The 15,268-nt window shown below is 43.5% G+C and carries 17 protein-coding genes; 10 read left to right on the plus strand and 7 right to left on the minus strand.

Going from position 1 to position 15,268, the window contains the following annotated elements:
• Positions 1-69: 69 nt before the first annotated feature.
• The 4 genes from NHN17_RS11005 to nifL all read right to left on the minus strand — a co-directional run bounded on the left by NHN17_RS11005 (position 70) and on the right by nifL (position 4,835).
• Positions 70-333, minus strand: coding sequence for a 4Fe-4S dicluster domain-containing protein (locus NHN17_RS11005; protein WP_255042536.1), 264 nt, complete (start codon positions 331-333; stop codon positions 70-72).
• Position 334: 1 nt separating this feature from the next.
• Entirely contained in the window at positions 335-1,585 is a 1,251-nt protein-coding gene (gene nifB / locus NHN17_RS11010) for a nitrogenase cofactor biosynthesis protein NifB (RefSeq protein ID WP_255042546.1), read from the minus strand.
• Positions 1,586-1,750: 165 nt separating this feature from the next.
• Complete coding sequence (nifA, locus tag NHN17_RS11015; protein ID WP_255042547.1) at positions 1,751-3,322, minus strand: nif-specific transcriptional activator NifA; 1,572 nt, start codon at positions 3,320-3,322, stop codon at positions 1,751-1,753.
• A 1-nt stretch (position 3,323) separates the two neighbouring features.
• Complete coding sequence (nifL, locus tag NHN17_RS11020) at positions 3,324-4,835, minus strand: nitrogen fixation negative regulator NifL (protein WP_255042548.1); 1,512 nt, start codon at positions 4,833-4,835, stop codon at positions 3,324-3,326.
• 342 nt (positions 4,836-5,177) lie between these two features.
• Here nifL and rsxA point away from each other — a divergent pair, with 342 nt between their 5' ends.
• The 10 genes from rsxA (at position 5,178) to NHN17_RS11070 (ending at position 12,072) form a co-directional block, all read left to right on the plus strand.
• Positions 5,178-5,753, plus strand: coding sequence for an electron transport complex subunit RsxA (rsxA, locus tag NHN17_RS11025; protein WP_255042549.1), 576 nt, complete (start codon positions 5,178-5,180; stop codon positions 5,751-5,753).
• 13 nt (positions 5,754-5,766) lie between these two features.
• On the plus strand, positions 5,767-6,276 hold the full coding sequence (locus NHN17_RS11030; protein WP_255042550.1) for an RnfABCDGE type electron transport complex subunit B: 510 nt from the start codon (positions 5,767-5,769) through the stop codon (positions 6,274-6,276).
• 9 nt (positions 6,277-6,285) lie between these two features.
• A complete protein-coding gene (gene rsxC, locus NHN17_RS11035) occupies positions 6,286-7,749 on the plus strand; it encodes an electron transport complex subunit RsxC (protein ID WP_255042551.1) in 1,464 nt (487 codons plus the stop codon).
• The gene (locus NHN17_RS11040) at positions 7,746-8,768 is read left to right on the plus strand and encodes an RnfABCDGE type electron transport complex subunit D (RefSeq protein WP_255042552.1); all 1,023 of its coding nucleotides are present in this window, start codon (positions 7,746-7,748) and stop codon (positions 8,766-8,768) included. The genes rsxC and NHN17_RS11040 overlap by 4 nt, the downstream gene beginning before the upstream one ends.
• Positions 8,765-9,367, plus strand: a complete 603-nt coding sequence (locus NHN17_RS11045) for an RnfABCDGE type electron transport complex subunit G (protein ID WP_255042553.1) — start codon at positions 8,765-8,767, stop codon at positions 9,365-9,367. Before NHN17_RS11040 ends, NHN17_RS11045 begins: the two co-directional genes overlap by 4 nt.
• On the plus strand, positions 9,354-10,016 hold the full coding sequence (locus tag NHN17_RS11050) for an electron transport complex subunit E (protein WP_255042554.1): 663 nt from the start codon (positions 9,354-9,356) through the stop codon (positions 10,014-10,016). Before NHN17_RS11045 ends, NHN17_RS11050 begins: the two co-directional genes overlap by 14 nt.
• On the plus strand, positions 10,016-10,270 hold the full coding sequence (locus tag NHN17_RS11055) for an RnfH family protein (RefSeq protein WP_255042555.1): 255 nt from the start codon (positions 10,016-10,018) through the stop codon (positions 10,268-10,270). The genes NHN17_RS11050 and NHN17_RS11055 overlap by 1 nt, the downstream gene beginning before the upstream one ends.
• 137 nt (positions 10,271-10,407) lie before the next feature.
• Positions 10,408-10,935, plus strand: a complete 528-nt coding sequence (locus tag NHN17_RS11060; RefSeq protein ID WP_255042556.1) for a flavodoxin — start codon at positions 10,408-10,410, stop codon at positions 10,933-10,935.
• Between the two features lie 337 nt (positions 10,936-11,272).
• Positions 11,273-11,659: an MFS transporter gene (locus NHN17_RS11065; RefSeq protein WP_255042557.1), complete on the plus strand. Its 387-nt coding sequence runs from the start codon at positions 11,273-11,275 to the stop codon at positions 11,657-11,659.
• Positions 11,650-12,072 carry an MFS transporter gene (locus NHN17_RS11070; RefSeq protein ID WP_255042558.1) on the plus strand — a complete coding sequence of 141 codons (423 nt, stop codon included), beginning with the start codon at positions 11,650-11,652 and terminating at the stop codon, positions 12,070-12,072. Before NHN17_RS11065 ends, NHN17_RS11070 begins: the two co-directional genes overlap by 10 nt.
• 221 nt (positions 12,073-12,293) lie before the next feature.
• Here the strand turns inward: NHN17_RS11070 and NHN17_RS11075 are convergent, their stop codons facing one another.
• The 3 genes from NHN17_RS11075 to NHN17_RS11085 form a co-directional block, all read right to left on the minus strand.
• Positions 12,294-13,787: a tripartite tricarboxylate transporter permease gene (locus tag NHN17_RS11075; protein ID WP_255042559.1), complete on the minus strand. Its 1,494-nt coding sequence runs from the start codon at positions 13,785-13,787 to the stop codon at positions 12,294-12,296.
• Between the two features lie 10 nt (positions 13,788-13,797).
• A complete protein-coding gene (locus NHN17_RS11080; protein WP_255042561.1) occupies positions 13,798-14,259 on the minus strand; it encodes a tripartite tricarboxylate transporter TctB family protein in 462 nt (153 codons plus the stop codon).
• Between the two features lie 66 nt (positions 14,260-14,325).
• Positions 14,326-15,252: a tripartite tricarboxylate transporter substrate binding protein gene (locus tag NHN17_RS11085; protein ID WP_255042562.1), complete on the minus strand. Its 927-nt coding sequence runs from the start codon at positions 15,250-15,252 to the stop codon at positions 14,326-14,328.
• Between the last annotated feature and the right edge of the window lie 16 nt (positions 15,253-15,268).

Genomic DNA, 15,268 nt, shown 5'->3' on the forward strand with positions numbered 1-15,268 from the left:
TGTGTGTTCATTTCTATTTGGTGTGTATTAATGCGCTTCCTTGACCCATGTTGCTAGTCAGCTTAAGCATTAAATAGTGATAAACATCGTGTTTGGGGGAGGGGACAGTGAACCTTTAGGGTTTAAGGTTTTTCCGTATTGATCGACAATCGCTTCTTCAATCGGACAAATACTGGCACATTGCTGATCTTCAAATTGTCCACTGCATTCGTTACATCGTTGAGGGTGAACCGCGTAATGAACAGCTTCACTGCCTTGATAAATAGCATTATTGGGGCAGACAAGTTTGCACGCATTACAACCGGTGCATTTATCTGTGATCGTTAAACTCATATTAAGCTCCTAGCAATTGAATATCTTCTTCTACAATTCTCTCTGAGGTCATTTCAAGCACTTGCTCTAGAGGTTGGAAAGCGTATGAGGTATTCACTTTTACGTTAGCTTGAGAGAATTGTTTTTCAGGCCCTCGTCCGATACGAATACAAAATAGTTCATTGCAATCCGTTAACAGCTCGATGGCTGATGGGGGACTGTCACTACAATGTTGTTGGCCGTTACAATATTTATCGGTTGTGCGCTCTTCGACAAATAGCGTTTGATGAGCCTGGATATCATATATAAGGAATCTATTGGCATGACCAAAGTGAGTATCAATCACGTTATTGCCTTGATGTGCAATCGCAATACGATACCTATCTGGTTGTTGGAACAGCTTTGATTGATCATCATCGAGTAAGCCCACGGCATCGGCTCGGCATTGCTTACAATGCGTCATTTGTGCCATATGAACCGATGAAACGGATTGTGCCTGTTGAATATCGTTGTCAGTGGGAGCTGGGTGCTCATTGATGCCAAAAAAAGTCCCATGCTCTTTTTCAGCAATGAGTGGCATGATGTTATGGAGTAGAGCGCCATTGGCTTTGAGTGATTTAGCCAGAGTCTCAATGTGTTCGTCATTTATGCCGGGCATCAATACGGTATTGATTTTAACGAGCATTCCCGCTTTAGATGCTGCTTTTAAACCAGCAAGTTGGCGTGAAATTAGCACCTCGGATGCTTGGATACCGCGAAGCCTTTTGTGGTGATAAAAAACCCATGGGTATATCTGCGCACCAATTTCGGGATCAATACAATTAATGGTAATTGTGAGGTGCTCTACGCCGAGGTTTTTTAATGTATCTACGTGCTCTTCTAGTGCGAGCCCATTGGTAGAAATACAGAGCTGAGTCTCTGGTGATATCCGCTTTATCTCTTTGAGAGTTTGAAATGTCGCGTCGGGGTTAGCTAGGGCATCTCCGGGGCCTGCGATTCCCACCACACTTAAATTGGCGAGCTTTGATTTAACGCTGGTAAAACGTTTAATCGCTTGAGGTACATCCAGTAATTTTGAAACGACGCCGGGGCGAGATTCGTTACTGCAATCAAATTTTCGGTTGCAATAATTACACTGGATATTGCATGCAGGTGCAACAGGCAAATGTAGGCGTGCATATTGGTGCGCCTGCTTTGAGTAACACGGGTGTGTTTCGATTTTGGTCTTTACTGTTGCGTTGAGCAAATGCCCGACGCTTGCTGTTGGCTGCATAATTCATTCCTTGAACAATAAAATGTCTTCTTATTACTCATATTGCAAATAGTATTCCTAACTATTACAGCTTAAAATCAACGACTTATGTTTTTATTGTTCATCCTGCTACATAACAAAATCCTCTGTTTGTTGTAAACACGACAATCCATTGAGCGTCGAAGGTTAAAGTTCTTTGGTTTCAATATTTAATGTTTGAATCCGGTAGGCTATCTGCCGTGGTGTCATATTCAGAAGGCGCGCTGCTTTTGCCTTAACCCATCCCGCTTGCTCTAATGCCGCAATAACACGGGATCGTTCATCCTCTCCCTGATCTGACGGCCGAGGGGAGGGGGTATTGGCTAGTGGGATTTCTGGAGTAACGTGATTTGCCATTGGGTGACTAAACTGGATTAGCCTTTGGTTTATTTGACCTTCTTCACTCAAAATACAAGCACGCTCGATGGTATTCTCTAATTCTCGTACGTTACCTGGCCATTCATAATCAAGTAGTTTACGGATAGCGCAATCGGTGAGGCTTAAGCGCCTCTTTTGTTGCTTACTAAATTTTTCGAGTATGAATTGGGCAAGTTCAGGGATATCTTCTTTACGCTCTCTGAGCGCGGGTAGATAGATAGGCATAACATTCAGGCGATAATAAATATCCTCTCTGAACTCGCCAGATTGAACCAATTCTTCAAGATTTCGATGTGTTGCAGCCAGTATTCTGACATCGACAGAGATTGGCTCAGTACCCCCTACGCGTTCAAAAGTTCTCTCTTGTAATACACGTAATAACTTAGATTGAAATGCGGGGCTGGTTTCACCTATTTCATCTAAAAATAGTGTCCCACCATCCGCCAATTCAAAACGGCCTTTTCGTTGTTTTACCGCGCTGGTAAATGCCCCTTTTTCGTGCCCAAAAAGTTCAGATTCAAGAAGGTTTTCAGGTAATGCAGCACAGTTAAGTTTAACGAATGAGCGATTTGAACGTGATGAGTTATAGTGAATAGCATTGGCGATCAATTCTTTACCAGTGCCAGATTCACCACGGATGAGTATCGTTGAATCCCAGCGAGAGATGAGTCGGATCTGCTCAAATATCTTCCGCATTGCACCTGTATGGCCAACGAGGTTATTAAAGCTGTAGTTCTGTCTCACTTTTCGTTTTAAACCATCCCTTTCTTTAACCAAGGCTTGCTGTTGCTGTGTGACTTGGCGAGAGAACTGAATGTGGGTCGTAATTAAATTGGCAATCATTTCAAGAAAGCCACAGAGGTTATGAAGCAGTTGGACATTATCGGTGGTAGGTTGCGCTGAAAGTGAGCCAATCACTGATTTATTGATATCTTTGATGGGAACACTGATAAAAGGCTTATCGTAGTCGTAGATAGCTAATTTATCACTAAATCTAGAGTCTTTACCGAGTTGAGGCAATACTATCGCCCCTCCTTGTTCCATCACGGAACCAATAATCCCTTCACCAATGCGATAACTTACCGCGTCGATGTCAGCGATATTCGCAAGGTCGGGTGCGTAGATTGATTTTAACTGCACTGTCTCTTTTTTAGGGTCGGTGATAGCCAGAAGACCATAGGATAAAGCACATTGCTCGTGCAGAATCTTTAACACTGCAGGGAGAGTGATTTGATAGTCTAAATCTCGATTTAATTCCCGACATATGCTGTACATGGCAGTTAACAGCTTGCTTTCAATGACACTCTGTCCTGAATTTACCCAGGTATCGGTGATGGTCATATCATTTCCCTCCATGCGAAATTGGAAGCAGTATTTCTATGCATGCCCCATTTAATGCGGCGCTTTTGTGTACATTGAGTGTGGCGGCATGATCATTAATCACTTGTTGAACAATTGCTAAGCCAATGCCTCGTGATCCTTCGTGATGTGTGGGTTTATGGCTATAAAACGGCTCGAAGATCTTCGTGGTGAGGTGTTTTGGCACACCATTACCACTATCAGCAATTTGAATAATCACCTCATGATGACTAGGAAGTGTCGTTATGGTTATTGTTCGTTCACTATTTCCAGATCGGTTGATGGCATCGATGGCGTTTTCGATAATTTGACATATTGCGAGCAGAAGCCGAGCGGGTTTTCCTTCAATGGGCCGCAACGTACCCGTGAATTCTAGATGACAGTTGATGGAGTCATTTAGGAGTGCTTTTGCATTCACTTCGACGGCATCATGAATGAGTTGGTTGATGTTAACTAATTGAAACGCTTCATAGGGACGCTCTGGAATAGCAAGCTGTATATTATCTAGTGCTTGAAAGCCAGCCTGCGTAGCTTCACTCATCGCATTGAGCCCGCTGCAGCTGTGATTGGTTTGTTTTAGTATTTTCACCGCTGAATCAATCATGTTCATCGGGCCTTGCAGCTGGTGAATCGCAGCCATTAATACTTCTTGTAGACTATGAACATGTTTGCTTTCAGACAGCATTAAATTCAACGTATTTAAGCGTTTATCATTAAGGAGTTTTTTTTCTCTTGTCCGGTCATAAATGACGATACAGATTTGATGTAGCGCATGGTGGTTAAAGTAGTTTTCTACGGATGTATCACTAATGGATAGCTTACTAAATATACACTCAAGAGTACGGCTTTCTCCTTGAAGTATCGGCATGTCAACCTCTAGTTGGTGCGCATGCGGAGAGCAAGGTAGATCAGTGAGAGACTTTACCCCAGTCACGGTTTTTATCTGTTTGCAAATGGTCTCTAGCAATGTTGCCTGATATTGGAGCGAGAGTTGATTGTATTTACGGTTTGAACCAAGTACTTGCTTCTTGTTACCAATAATTACCGCTGGAATAGGAAGACTATTGAAAATAGTCTCTAAGGTTGATTCTTGATTTGAGTGTGAAATGGTTGTTTGATTACGATCAGTGACATCTTGATGAATAGAGAAAAAGCCATTGTTACTAGGAAGAGGGGTTATTTTTATTTCAGCAATGTAGATACTGTTATCTGCACGCTTATTGAGTAGTTCTCCCTCCCATGTACGCCCGTCATTAATTGTCTTCCATAGATCAAAATAGACACTTTTGGGTGTCTTTTTATAGGAGAGAATAGATGAGGGTTTACCAACGAGTTGGTTGCTCTTATATCCAGTTATAGTTTCAAATGAATGATTAACATAAACAATATTTCCATTGCTATCCGTAATGGAGATAGCCGAAGGAATCGTTGATAAAATGGTTTGATACTCTTTAATATCTAATACGTCGTCTATTTTGTTTAATGTAATACTCATACCTGCTCCAATCAAAAAACGTTTATAACGTGATCTATCAGTTTTTTTCCTCTCTATAAATGTAATGATTGCATTTTATATTCCAGTTTTGTGACATCAATGACATTGATACTTGAATATCTCACTTTGTTTGATCTCTGACAAAAAAGTGCGTTTGTTTATTACGGATTGTTCGTGATATTACATTTTTCATCTATTTATTGAGATTTGTTATCAATGGGGAGTTATCGTAACTTGCTGTTTTTAGCGGTTTTGAAGCGTTTTCTCACTAACTTGGTGCAACTTGATAGGAAATGGCACTGAATGTGCAATACCGCATCATATAGGTGTGGAGGAGTTGATATGGATAATATGATGCTATTTTTTAATGTGGCATTTGTAAATAATGTGGTACTGGCTCAGTTTTTAGGGTTATGCCCATTCATGGGGGTGTCAGGTAAAGTGAGTAATTCTATAGGTATGGGGTTGGCGACGACGTTTGTTATTACTGTCGCTTCTATTCTGGCTTGGTTACTGGATAAGTATCTATTAGTGCCGAATGAACTTACTGTAATGAGAATTATTGCTTTTATTGTTGTTATTGCCGCTGTTGTTCAAATTACTGAAATGTATATTCAAAAGTCATCCCCTTCTCTTTACAAATCTCTAGGTGTGTTTCTGCCATTAATAACAACAAACTGCGCTGTGCTTGGTGTGGCGTTAATTGTTTCACAGCAAGGGTTAAATTTTTTCAGTACGCTTGTTTTTTCGCTAGGTTCAGCCGTTGGGTTTACCGTTTCAATCATTTTGTTTTCAGGCCTAAGGCAGCAACTTAGTTTAAGTAATGTTCCTGCGGCATTAAAGGGTTCACCCATCGCTTTTATTACTGCTGGGGTGATGTCAATGGCATTCATGGGTTTTGCAGGAATGGCGAGTTAAATGAGGAGGCAAGATGTTTGCTGTATTGATATTTATTACATTAGGCCTTTTTCTAGGGTTTAGTTTGGGTATGGCATCGAAAGTTTTATCTGTCGATGGTGACCCTCTTGTTGATGAAATTGAAGGAATGATGCCTGGCGGGCAGTGTGGTCAATGCGGAGAGGCTGGTTGCCGGCAAGCCGCTGAGGCAATGGTGAAGGGGAAATTGCCCATCACAGCTTGTCCGCCAGGTGGCGTGGGACTATCTGAAGCCATTGCGAATGCACTTGGTGTTGATGTCAATACTGATGATATTGCATTACCACTGTATGCCGCTATTGATGAATCACAATGCTCTGGATGTCAGCGTTGCTTTAAAGCCTGTCCATTCGACGCCATTGTCGGCGGTGCAAAACAGATGCATACCGTTCTTTCTGACATTTGCACTGGATGTAAGTTATGTGAACCTGTCTGCCCGCAACAGTGTATTACGTTTACGGAATCTCAACCGATGTGGATTTGGCCTAAACCAATGGCGGCATAAGGTGAATATATGTTAACAGTATTTGGACGCCCGTTTGCAGGGGGGATACATCCTCCGACATATAAATACCTCACGAAAAGTGAGAAGAGCTCACGTCATTTTTTGCCAAAAAAAGTGTACTTATCATTAGTGTTGCGAAATGGCTCACCACTAACCCCCTTAGTTTCAGTTGGTGATGTGGTTAAAAAAGGGGAGTTAATCGCGACAGGATTGAATGATATGACAGCGCCACTTCACTCATCCGTTAATGGTGTTGTCGTGGAAATTAAACCTCATATTACTACGCATCCGGGGATGCATCACAGCCCCACTATTGTCATTGAGACCGACGGTAATAGAGGATGGGGGACCTATCATCCATCGACAGCTGTTAACCGTATTTCAAGTGAAATGATTATTGAACGGGTTAGAGGTGCCGGTGTTGTGGGTCTTGGTGGTGCCGGTTTCCCTACCGCGAAGAAAATAGAATTTGCTCGAAAAGCGGGAGTACATACTCTTGTTATTAATGGTGGTGAATGTGAACCATACCTCACGTGTGATGACCGCTTAATGCAAGAGTATGGGGCAGATGTTATTGGCGGCATTCGCTTACTTTTAAAAGCGACAGGTGCAGAGCAAGCCATCATCGGTATAGAAGACAATAAGCGAGAAGCGATTGAGTTTTTAAGTTCGTTGTGTGAAGAAGACAATATTAATGTCGAGGTTGTACCAAGCCTCTATCCAATGGGGTCTGAGCGCCACCTCATTAAGGCTGTGACAGGGCAAACGGTACCACTGGGCAAACTTTCGACTGAAATTGGCATTGTGGTCAATAATGTGGCAACCGCTAAGGCTGTCTATCATGCCGTTCGTTATCAACATCCGCTGGTGAGTCGAATGGTTACCGTCTCTGGGTTAGGTGTGGAAACACCGATGAACGTCGATGTCCCTATTGGTACCACTGTCAGGGAGCTATTGGCGTATTGTGGCGGTTTTCACCCTTCAACAGAAAGACTTATTCTCGGAGGACCGATGATGGGGAGCGTAGTGACTTCTCCAGATGTGCCGTTAGATAAAAGTGCTGGTGGTTTGCTTGCATTAACAACAGAAGAGATGAACGAACGTGAGAGACAATCTTGTATACGTTGTGGTCAATGTGTTCGTGTCTGCCCAATGGGTTTAATGCCCTTCAAAATAGCCTCATTTAGCCGCGTCTCAGATTTTAAGGGGGCAGAGTCCAGCGGGGTTAATCACTGTCTGAGCTGTGGTGCATGCAGTTATATTTGCCCTTCAAGCATTCCCCTCGTTCAATTCTTTCAACACACAAAAGGTGTTTTGCGCAGTCGTAAGATGCAAGAAGACAAGACGGAGCGCGTTAGACAATTACGTGATGCAAAGGTTATTCGTATGGCCAAGGAAGCAGAACTGAAAAAAGCAGCCAAAGCGGCCAAACCCAAGCGTCGCCGTCAACGTCGTGACAAGGAGGTTTCATGATTAATTACCAACCAGATAGCGGGCCGTTCACTCATAACGATCGGTCGAGTACGCACCTTATGTATCAAGTTATCTTGGCACTGCTCCCTGCAACCATATTTGGTATTTACCTGTTCGGCATGCAAGCGGCAATGACGTTGATTGCGTGCGGATTGGCATGTATTGCAACAGAAGCGCTCTGTTTGTTTATTATGCGTAAACGTGTTGTGGCTTGTTTAGATGGCTCTGCATTATTAACAGGGTGGCTATTGGCGATGAGCTTGCCACCACATTTCCCGCCGATTCTGTGTGCGGTAGGTGGTGCATTTGCCATTGTGATTGGTAAGCAATGTTACGGTGGGCTGGGACAAAACCTTTTTAATCCAGCGATGCTAGGGCGCGTGATGTTGTTGATCTGTTTTCCATTAGAGATGACTGATTGGAGTGTCCCTTTTTCACAAGCTGATGTTGTCGTCGATGACAACATGATCCAGACATGGTTACATTTTGATGGCATGACGTCAGCGACGATACTCGGGGAATTTGCAAGTCATCATGGCAGTGGCTTAATACCTTCACCAGCGATGGCATTAGGGCACCATGCGGGGAGCTTCGGTGAAACATCTAGCGTGTTGTTACTACTGGGCGGTGTGTTTCTCATATATCGTCGCATTATTCACTGGGCTATTCCGGTGAGTTTCCTATCGATATTATTGCTTATCTCCTGTGTGACTTATTACTTGTTTCCTCTGATGTTTGGAGGCGCTGCTCTCCATTTTGCCCCACCTTCAATACATATTTTTTCAGGAGCAACATTGCTGGCTGCATTCTTTATTATTACTGACTTAGTCACATCACCCACCACACAGAAAGGGCAGTTGGTCTATGGTGGGCTGACGGCGCTATTGGTGTGGGCAATTCGTTCTTTTGGCAGTTATCCAGAAGGCGTCGCTTTTGCCGTATTACTGATGAACTGCATGAGTCCGATAATTGAGCAGCTTTGCCAACCGAAACCCTTTGGTAGTCAGGAGGCTGTATGAGGCTAGAAAGCTTATTTTCTCACCGTGATGCATTGCCTAATCAAGCGTTGGTCTTGGGGGCTGCAATGGGCGTTGCAACGGCATTATTGCTTGGCTTAAGCCAACATGTTACTCCGATTATTGATGCGTTGAAGACGCAAGAGCAACGTGAAACGATCAGTGAGGTATTACCGCTGGTCACGTTATCAGAAGAATTCCGCCCTCAATCTCGTCGCTTTGAGTTTGATGGTGTTGCTTATGATCTCTTTTCATTTGAGGGTGGCTATTGGGTTGTGACCGGGCAGACCATAGGCTATGGGGGCAAAATGGACTTGATGGTTGGCACTGATTCACAGGGCGTAATTCAAGGTGTACGCGTTTTACAACACAGTGAAACACCAGGCTTAGGAGACAAGATTGAACTTTCTAAAAGTGATTGGATCCTTTCTTTTAATCAACGCTCATTAATGAATACAGAACGCTGGAAAGTAAAAAAAGAAGGGGGAGAGTTTGACCAGTTTAGTGGCGCCACGATTACCCCCAGAGCTGTTGTGAATGGTGTTCATCATATGTTGCAAGCACTTGAATATGAGGAAGGGGTTAATCATGACAAGCTATAAGGAAATAATTAAAGGCGGGGTGTGGGATAATAATATTGTTCTGAGCCAATCTCTTGCTCTATGCCCATTGTTAGCGGTAACAAGTACTGCAACAAATGGTCTAGGTCTTGGGATAGCGACGCTGTTTGTCATGGTATTTGCCAGTATCTTAACGTCGCTTGCAAAACCTATTGTAAGTAGAGCTATTCGAATTCCTGTTAATGTACTGATTATTGCCACGCTAGTGACTTCTACTGACCTACTGCTTAATGCCTACTTTTATCCATTGCATAAAGTGTTGGGGTTATTTATTCCTTTGATCGTGACCAATTGCGCCATCCTGGGGCGTGTTGAAGCATTTGCTACAAAAAATAAGGTTATTCCGAGTGCTGTGGATGCCTTAGCGATGGGGTTTGGTTTTTGTTGGGTATTGGTGGTTTTAGGTGGGGTGAGAGAAGTCATCGGTAGCGGTACCCTCTTTTCAAATGCGAGCTTAATGCTTGGTGAAAAATTCTATTTTATTGAACAGACCATTATTCCGAATTATCGCGGATTTTTACTCGCAATTTTACCACCTGGTGGATTCATTGCGATTGGCTTACTTCTTGGTTTAAAAAATAGTTTAGAGCGATTAAAAGATAAAAGTCAGCAAACTGTGGAGGTTATGTGATGAATGTGAGCGTTGTATATGCATTACCTTCACGTCAAGCATGGCTGCCAGTAACGTTGGCAGACGAAGCAACGGTTTTAATGGCGATCCAGCAATCAGGGATTTTAAATTTATTTCCTGACATCGATCTTTCAGTTCAGAAAGTGGGGGTTTTTGGCAAAATGAAGGCTCTGGATGCGGTGATAGAGGAAGGCGACCGTATTGAAATCTATCGCCCAATTGTATGGAAGCCAACGGATGACGATGAGTTGTAAGCTTTGTGACAATTTGTCTTAAATAATTCAAGATGTGTTTGTAAGTGATTGTTTTTAAATGGTTAACTTATGGCTTGAAAATTGAAAGATACCTGTTGTGTAACGACATTATCTTAGAGTATTACAAGGAGTAGTTTATGGCGAGTATAGGTGTATTTTTTGGAACGGATACTGGCAGCACCCGAAAGGTCGCAAAGTTGATAGCGCAAGCGCTAGATGCTGAAAAACCATTGAATATTAATCGAGTTACAGCGGCAGATCTTGATAAGTATGATTATTTAGTTTTTGGAACGCCTACTTTGGGAGAGGGACAGTTACCAGGGCTGGAAGCTGACTGTATGTCTGAAAGTTGGGCTGAGTTTATTGAAGCTAATGATGAGTTAGATTTAGCGGGGAAAACCGTGGCTCTGTTTGGGTTAGGCGATCAGGTTAACTATGCGAATGAGTTTGTTGATGGGTTAGGTGAGCTCTATGATTATGTCGATGAGTGTGGCGCGACGCTGATCGGTGAAACATCTACTGATGGATATAATTTTAATGAGTCCGCAGCCGTTGTTGAGGATAAATTTGTTGGCCTTGTGATCGATAAAGATAATCAGAGCAGCCTGACTGAAGAGAGAGTAGCGCATTGGGTTGAACAGATAAAAGCGGAGTTTGCTGCTTAACGTTCATTATCGTTTATTCTCTTATGCATGAATGGTCGTTTAACTGATCTTGTGTTATTGAAAATAAAGAGTAGGACTTCCTGCTCTTTATGTGTGTCTAAATGAGGACTAATTTAGAGAGCGTTTTCTTCATTAAGAACATGACATATAAACGGCCAATTCGCTAAGTCTTTACGGTGGTATAAAGGTATTTTGGAGGGATGATAAAACGAAGAGTAAATGAAGTAATAATGTTAATGTTATTCAGTTAAGTTTGGGGCTGTTAACCGTAGGATGTTTTCTTTTTGTCCCTGCCTCTTCATTGTTTTCATATCCGCTTTTTTTGCTGGCAATTTTTGTGCTGGCATCTGGTGTCGCAGCACTACAAGTTGCTGCAACCCCCTTCGCCGTCTCGCTTGGACCTGTTGAAACGGCGGCGTCAAGGTTAACGTTTTGTTCATCGATAAATTCGGTCGGGACAACACTGGCCTCTGCACTTGGTATGGGTGTGTTCATGGCTGCATTAGTGAAGGGAGTAGAAGAAGCTGTGGGGTCAGTTCAGTTACCCTACATGATGATTGGAGGCGTGGCGTTGTTATTGGCGATGACGCTTCGCTTACTGCCTAAACAAGCCGATGAAAAGAGCACTCTAGCAGATAGTTGTTGGCAAGATTTGTTATCACATCGAACGTTTTTGTATGGAGTGGTGGCTATTTTTTGCTATGTGGGGGCGAGGTGGCTTTAGGTACTTTCCTAATAAGCTATCTTACCAGTGGTGAAGTATTGTCGTTAGCGTCACCTAGCGCTGGTGTTTTTGTGTCCTTGTATTGGGGTGGGGCATTGTTTGGCCGGTTATTTGGTAGCATTGTCCTGAAGAAGATCAACGCAACCAAGATACTTCAACTAAATGCTGTTGTTGCTATCGGGTTGGTGGTTGTAGCTGTTGTGTTTCCCGGACTTTTTGGAGCTTGGTGCCTGACTTTGGCTGGAAAAGCTTCTGCCATCTTGATTATGTGTGGTGTTGGAGGTGCGGCGCTTCCACTTATCCAAGCTCTTTTTGCAGATAAGATTGGGTTATTACTCTCGTTTTGTGTTCCTGTTGTGGGTTATGCAGTTATTCTTATTTATGCTTATAGCAGTAGGAAATGGAGATATTAGATAACTCTAACTTTGTCAGAATAAGTCCTTACTGTTTCGTGTGTAATGACTAAGCCGCTGGGGAGAACCAGCGGCTTTTTTTGTTTCTGCTCTAGTTATACCAACCTACATAAATGTTTGATCAGTCTGGCAGGTTAAAATCACTGTTCTCTGCCTTGATAACAACGATTTTTCCAGTGCAAATACTTGATCAACTACTTATCCAGATTGGTATTAGATGACTAAGGCGTCACAGCATTCTGTTCCTGCTTCTTCTTGAGCTTCATCGTCGAGTAAACCGAGAATACAGCCAACACAATGAATGCAAGGGCAATAGGACGTTCATACAAGAATGACCAGCTGCCATCAAACATCAATAGCGATTTCCTCAGGTTTGTCTCTGCCATCGGCCCGAGAATGATGGCCAACAAGATTGGGGATGAAGGGATCTCCATCTTATTGAGGATAAAGCCGAATAAACCAAAGCCAATTGCGATACCCACATCAAACATCGAGTTGTTAATGGCGTAGGCACCTATTACTGACAAGAAGATGATAATAGGGATCATGATGATCTTCGGTACTTCAATGATCCGACAGAAAAAGCGGATACCCAGTAGGCCGATGAGCAACATGATAATGTTGGCAACCAACATTGAGCTGAATACACCGTAGACCACTTCAGGGTTCTGGCTGAACAGTAATGGCCCTGGTGTCAAACCTTGTACAATCAAAGCGCCAAGTAAGACTGCCGCAACGGCATCCCCCGGAACACCCAGTGTAAGCAGTGGGACCAATGAACCGCCAGTAACACCGTTATTACCGGCTTCTGCAGCGGCTAAACCATGTACCGAACCTTTACCAAATTCATCAGGGTTCTTGGCTGAGCGTTTGGCTTCGTTGTAGCAAACGAACGCCGAAATATCGGCACCAGCTCCTGGTACTGAGCCAATAGACGTTCCCATCAAGCCACTTTTGATCGCTGTTGGCAGCATGGTTTTTAGGTCGTTTTTACTCAGTAGCTTATGGTCAAATTTAGGTGGTGCGCTTTTCTTCTGAGTATGTAATTTCTCAAGCTGGTTGAGGCCTTCTGAGATAGCAAATAAGCCAATCAGAACCGGAATGACATTGATGCCGCTATACAAGTCCATCACATCAAAGGTAAAGCGCGGCACACTGCTGATTGGATCAAGGCCAACGGTGGAAATCAGCAAACCAATGCTACCGGCTAATAATCCTTTCAGTATGTTTTTCGATGACACACTGGCAATAATGGTTAAACCGAACAGAGCAAGTGCGAAGTATTCTGGGGCATTGAATTTAAGAGCAAAATCAGCCAAAAGCGGAGCAATGGCAATCAATACAATGGTACTGATCAACCCGCCGATAAAAGACGCTACTGCAGAAATACTCAGGGCTCGAGCTGCCTGGCCTTTAGCTGCCAGAGTATGTCCGTCAAGCACAGTCGCGGCTGAGGCTGGTGTTCCCGGTGTTTTGAGCAAAATAGCTGCTATTGAACCGCCGTAAATACCACCGATATACACACCGATCAGCATAACAAGTGCTGCAGTAGGCTCCATACCGAAGGTAAAAGGCAGTAGGATAGCAACCCCCATGGTAGCTGTTAAGCCAGGTAGGGCACCAAGGATAATACCACCCAGCACGCCGAAGACCAGGACGGGAAAGACGCTTGGGCTAAAGGCCGTTAGAAGGCCTGAAAATAGATGTTCTAACATAAGCAGACTCTTACAAAATGATGCCATCAGGAAGTGCGATTACAAACACTTCGCCGAATAAGTAATAAACAGAAAAAACAAAAACGGCTGCAATCACATAATAGAGAGGTTTCTTCACCTTGAAGTAAATAAGATACAGGGTGAAGGCAATAAGGCTTGCAAACAGATAGCCGAGAATGTGAATTAAGAAAGCATAGCCAATCAGGTAAGTGACACCAAAAATAGAGAGTTTAGAGAAAAGTGGCTCTTCATGATCTATTTGTGCGTTTTTCTTGAGTTTCGTTTGTTGCCAGTGTTGGAAAATTAATACTGTCGAGATAACCATCATGGCGATGACCACCACAGTTGGAAAAAAAGCGGCATCGACACTGGCATCTTGAAACATGGGTTTGTCGAATTGGCTAATAATAAAGAGGGAGGCGGCACCTAATAAAATGATCAGGGACGGGAAAAGAAAGTTTCTATTCAGCATAGAATCCATCCTTGTGGTGAACGAGTACAAAAAAATAGAGCCAGCACGGGCTGGCTCCTTACAAAATTAGTTAATTAGCGTGCCTAGGGCTTGAGTATCTTCGTAAACAAACTTAGTAAACTCTTCGGCGTTGAGATTGTGAATGGTCATCGCGCCAGTAGCCATGAATGACTTGAACTCTTCGCTAGCCATCGCTTCGTCAAATGCTGCACCCAGTTTTTCAATAATGTGGTCAGGAGTGTCTTTAGGTGCACCGATACCGCGCCATGTACCTGTCACGACATCTACACCTTGCTCTTTCAGTGTTGGAACGTCTTTAATAAACGAGATACGTTCATCGGACATCACACCAAGGGCTTTTAGCTGGCCTGAACGAAGTTGGGCAATCGCCTCGCCTGGTGTCACCATGGTGACATCAGTGTGGTTGCCAAGAACCGCTGGGATTGCTTCAGACGCACCGTTATAAGGAATCGCGTTTAGTTTAATATCTTGGTCTTTCTCAAGTGCCATTAGGTAGAAGTTTGGCGCAGCGGTTGAAGCAAACTTCACTTTACCCGGCTCTTTTTTGGCTTCTTCAATCAAATCGTTGATGCTGTTGTACGGGCTATCGGCTGCAACTAGAACAACGGCTGGGTCTAGGTTAACCATGCGGATCAGCTTGAAATCATCAGCCGTATGGCGCATTAAGCCCATTTGTGGCAGTGAGGCTATTTCACGTGTAACAACAGTCAGGGTATAACCATCGGCACGTTGCTGGGCACCAAAGCTCATCCCTACTGCACCTGCACCACCGGTACGGTTCATGACGGCAATATTTTGGCCCAGAACATCTTTGGCGCTATTGGCCAACGTACGGCCCACCGCATCTGTACCACCACCGGCACCAAAAGGCACAACCAAGCGGATATTCTTTGTTGGATAATCAGCAGCCATTGCTGTTGCTGAAGCCAATACACCTGCGGTAACCATGACTGCTTTTAGTAATTTATTCATATTATTAATACCTATT

Origin of the sequence: Photobacterium pectinilyticum (genome assembly GCF_024357955.1) — a bacterium.
GTDB classification, from domain to species: domain Bacteria; phylum Pseudomonadota; class Gammaproteobacteria; order Enterobacterales; family Vibrionaceae; genus Photobacterium; species Photobacterium pectinilyticum.

Coding starts and splice junctions, on each gene's coding strand:
- NHN17_RS11005 (WP_255042536.1), bottom strand. CDS start 333: ATGAGTTTAACGATCACAGATAAATGCACCGGTTGTAATGCGTGCAAA.
- nifB (WP_255042546.1), bottom strand. CDS start 1,585: ATGCAGCCAACAGCAAGCGTCGGGCATTTGCTCAACGCAACAGTAAAG.
- nifA (WP_255042547.1), bottom strand. CDS start 3,322: ATGACCATCACCGATACCTGGGTAAATTCAGGACAGAGTGTCATTGAA.
- nifL (WP_255042548.1), bottom strand. CDS start 4,835: ATGAGTATTACATTAAACAAAATAGACGACGTATTAGATATTAAAGAG.
- rsxA (WP_255042549.1), top strand. CDS start 5,178: ATGGATAATATGATGCTATTTTTTAATGTGGCATTTGTAAATAATGTG.
- NHN17_RS11030 (WP_255042550.1), top strand. CDS start 5,767: ATGTTTGCTGTATTGATATTTATTACATTAGGCCTTTTTCTAGGGTTT.
- rsxC (WP_255042551.1), top strand. CDS start 6,286: ATGTTAACAGTATTTGGACGCCCGTTTGCAGGGGGGATACATCCTCCG.
- NHN17_RS11040 (WP_255042552.1), top strand. CDS start 7,746: ATGATTAATTACCAACCAGATAGCGGGCCGTTCACTCATAACGATCGG.
- NHN17_RS11045 (WP_255042553.1), top strand. CDS start 8,765: ATGAGGCTAGAAAGCTTATTTTCTCACCGTGATGCATTGCCTAATCAA.
- NHN17_RS11050 (WP_255042554.1), top strand. CDS start 9,354: ATGACAAGCTATAAGGAAATAATTAAAGGCGGGGTGTGGGATAATAAT.
- NHN17_RS11055 (WP_255042555.1), top strand. CDS start 10,016: ATGAATGTGAGCGTTGTATATGCATTACCTTCACGTCAAGCATGGCTG.
- NHN17_RS11060 (WP_255042556.1), top strand. CDS start 10,408: ATGGCGAGTATAGGTGTATTTTTTGGAACGGATACTGGCAGCACCCGA.
- NHN17_RS11075 (WP_255042559.1), bottom strand. CDS start 13,787: ATGTTAGAACATCTATTTTCAGGCCTTCTAACGGCCTTTAGCCCAAGC.
- NHN17_RS11080 (WP_255042561.1), bottom strand. CDS start 14,259: ATGCTGAATAGAAACTTTCTTTTCCCGTCCCTGATCATTTTATTAGGT.
- NHN17_RS11085 (WP_255042562.1), bottom strand. CDS start 15,252: ATGAATAAATTACTAAAAGCAGTCATGGTTACCGCAGGTGTATTGGCT.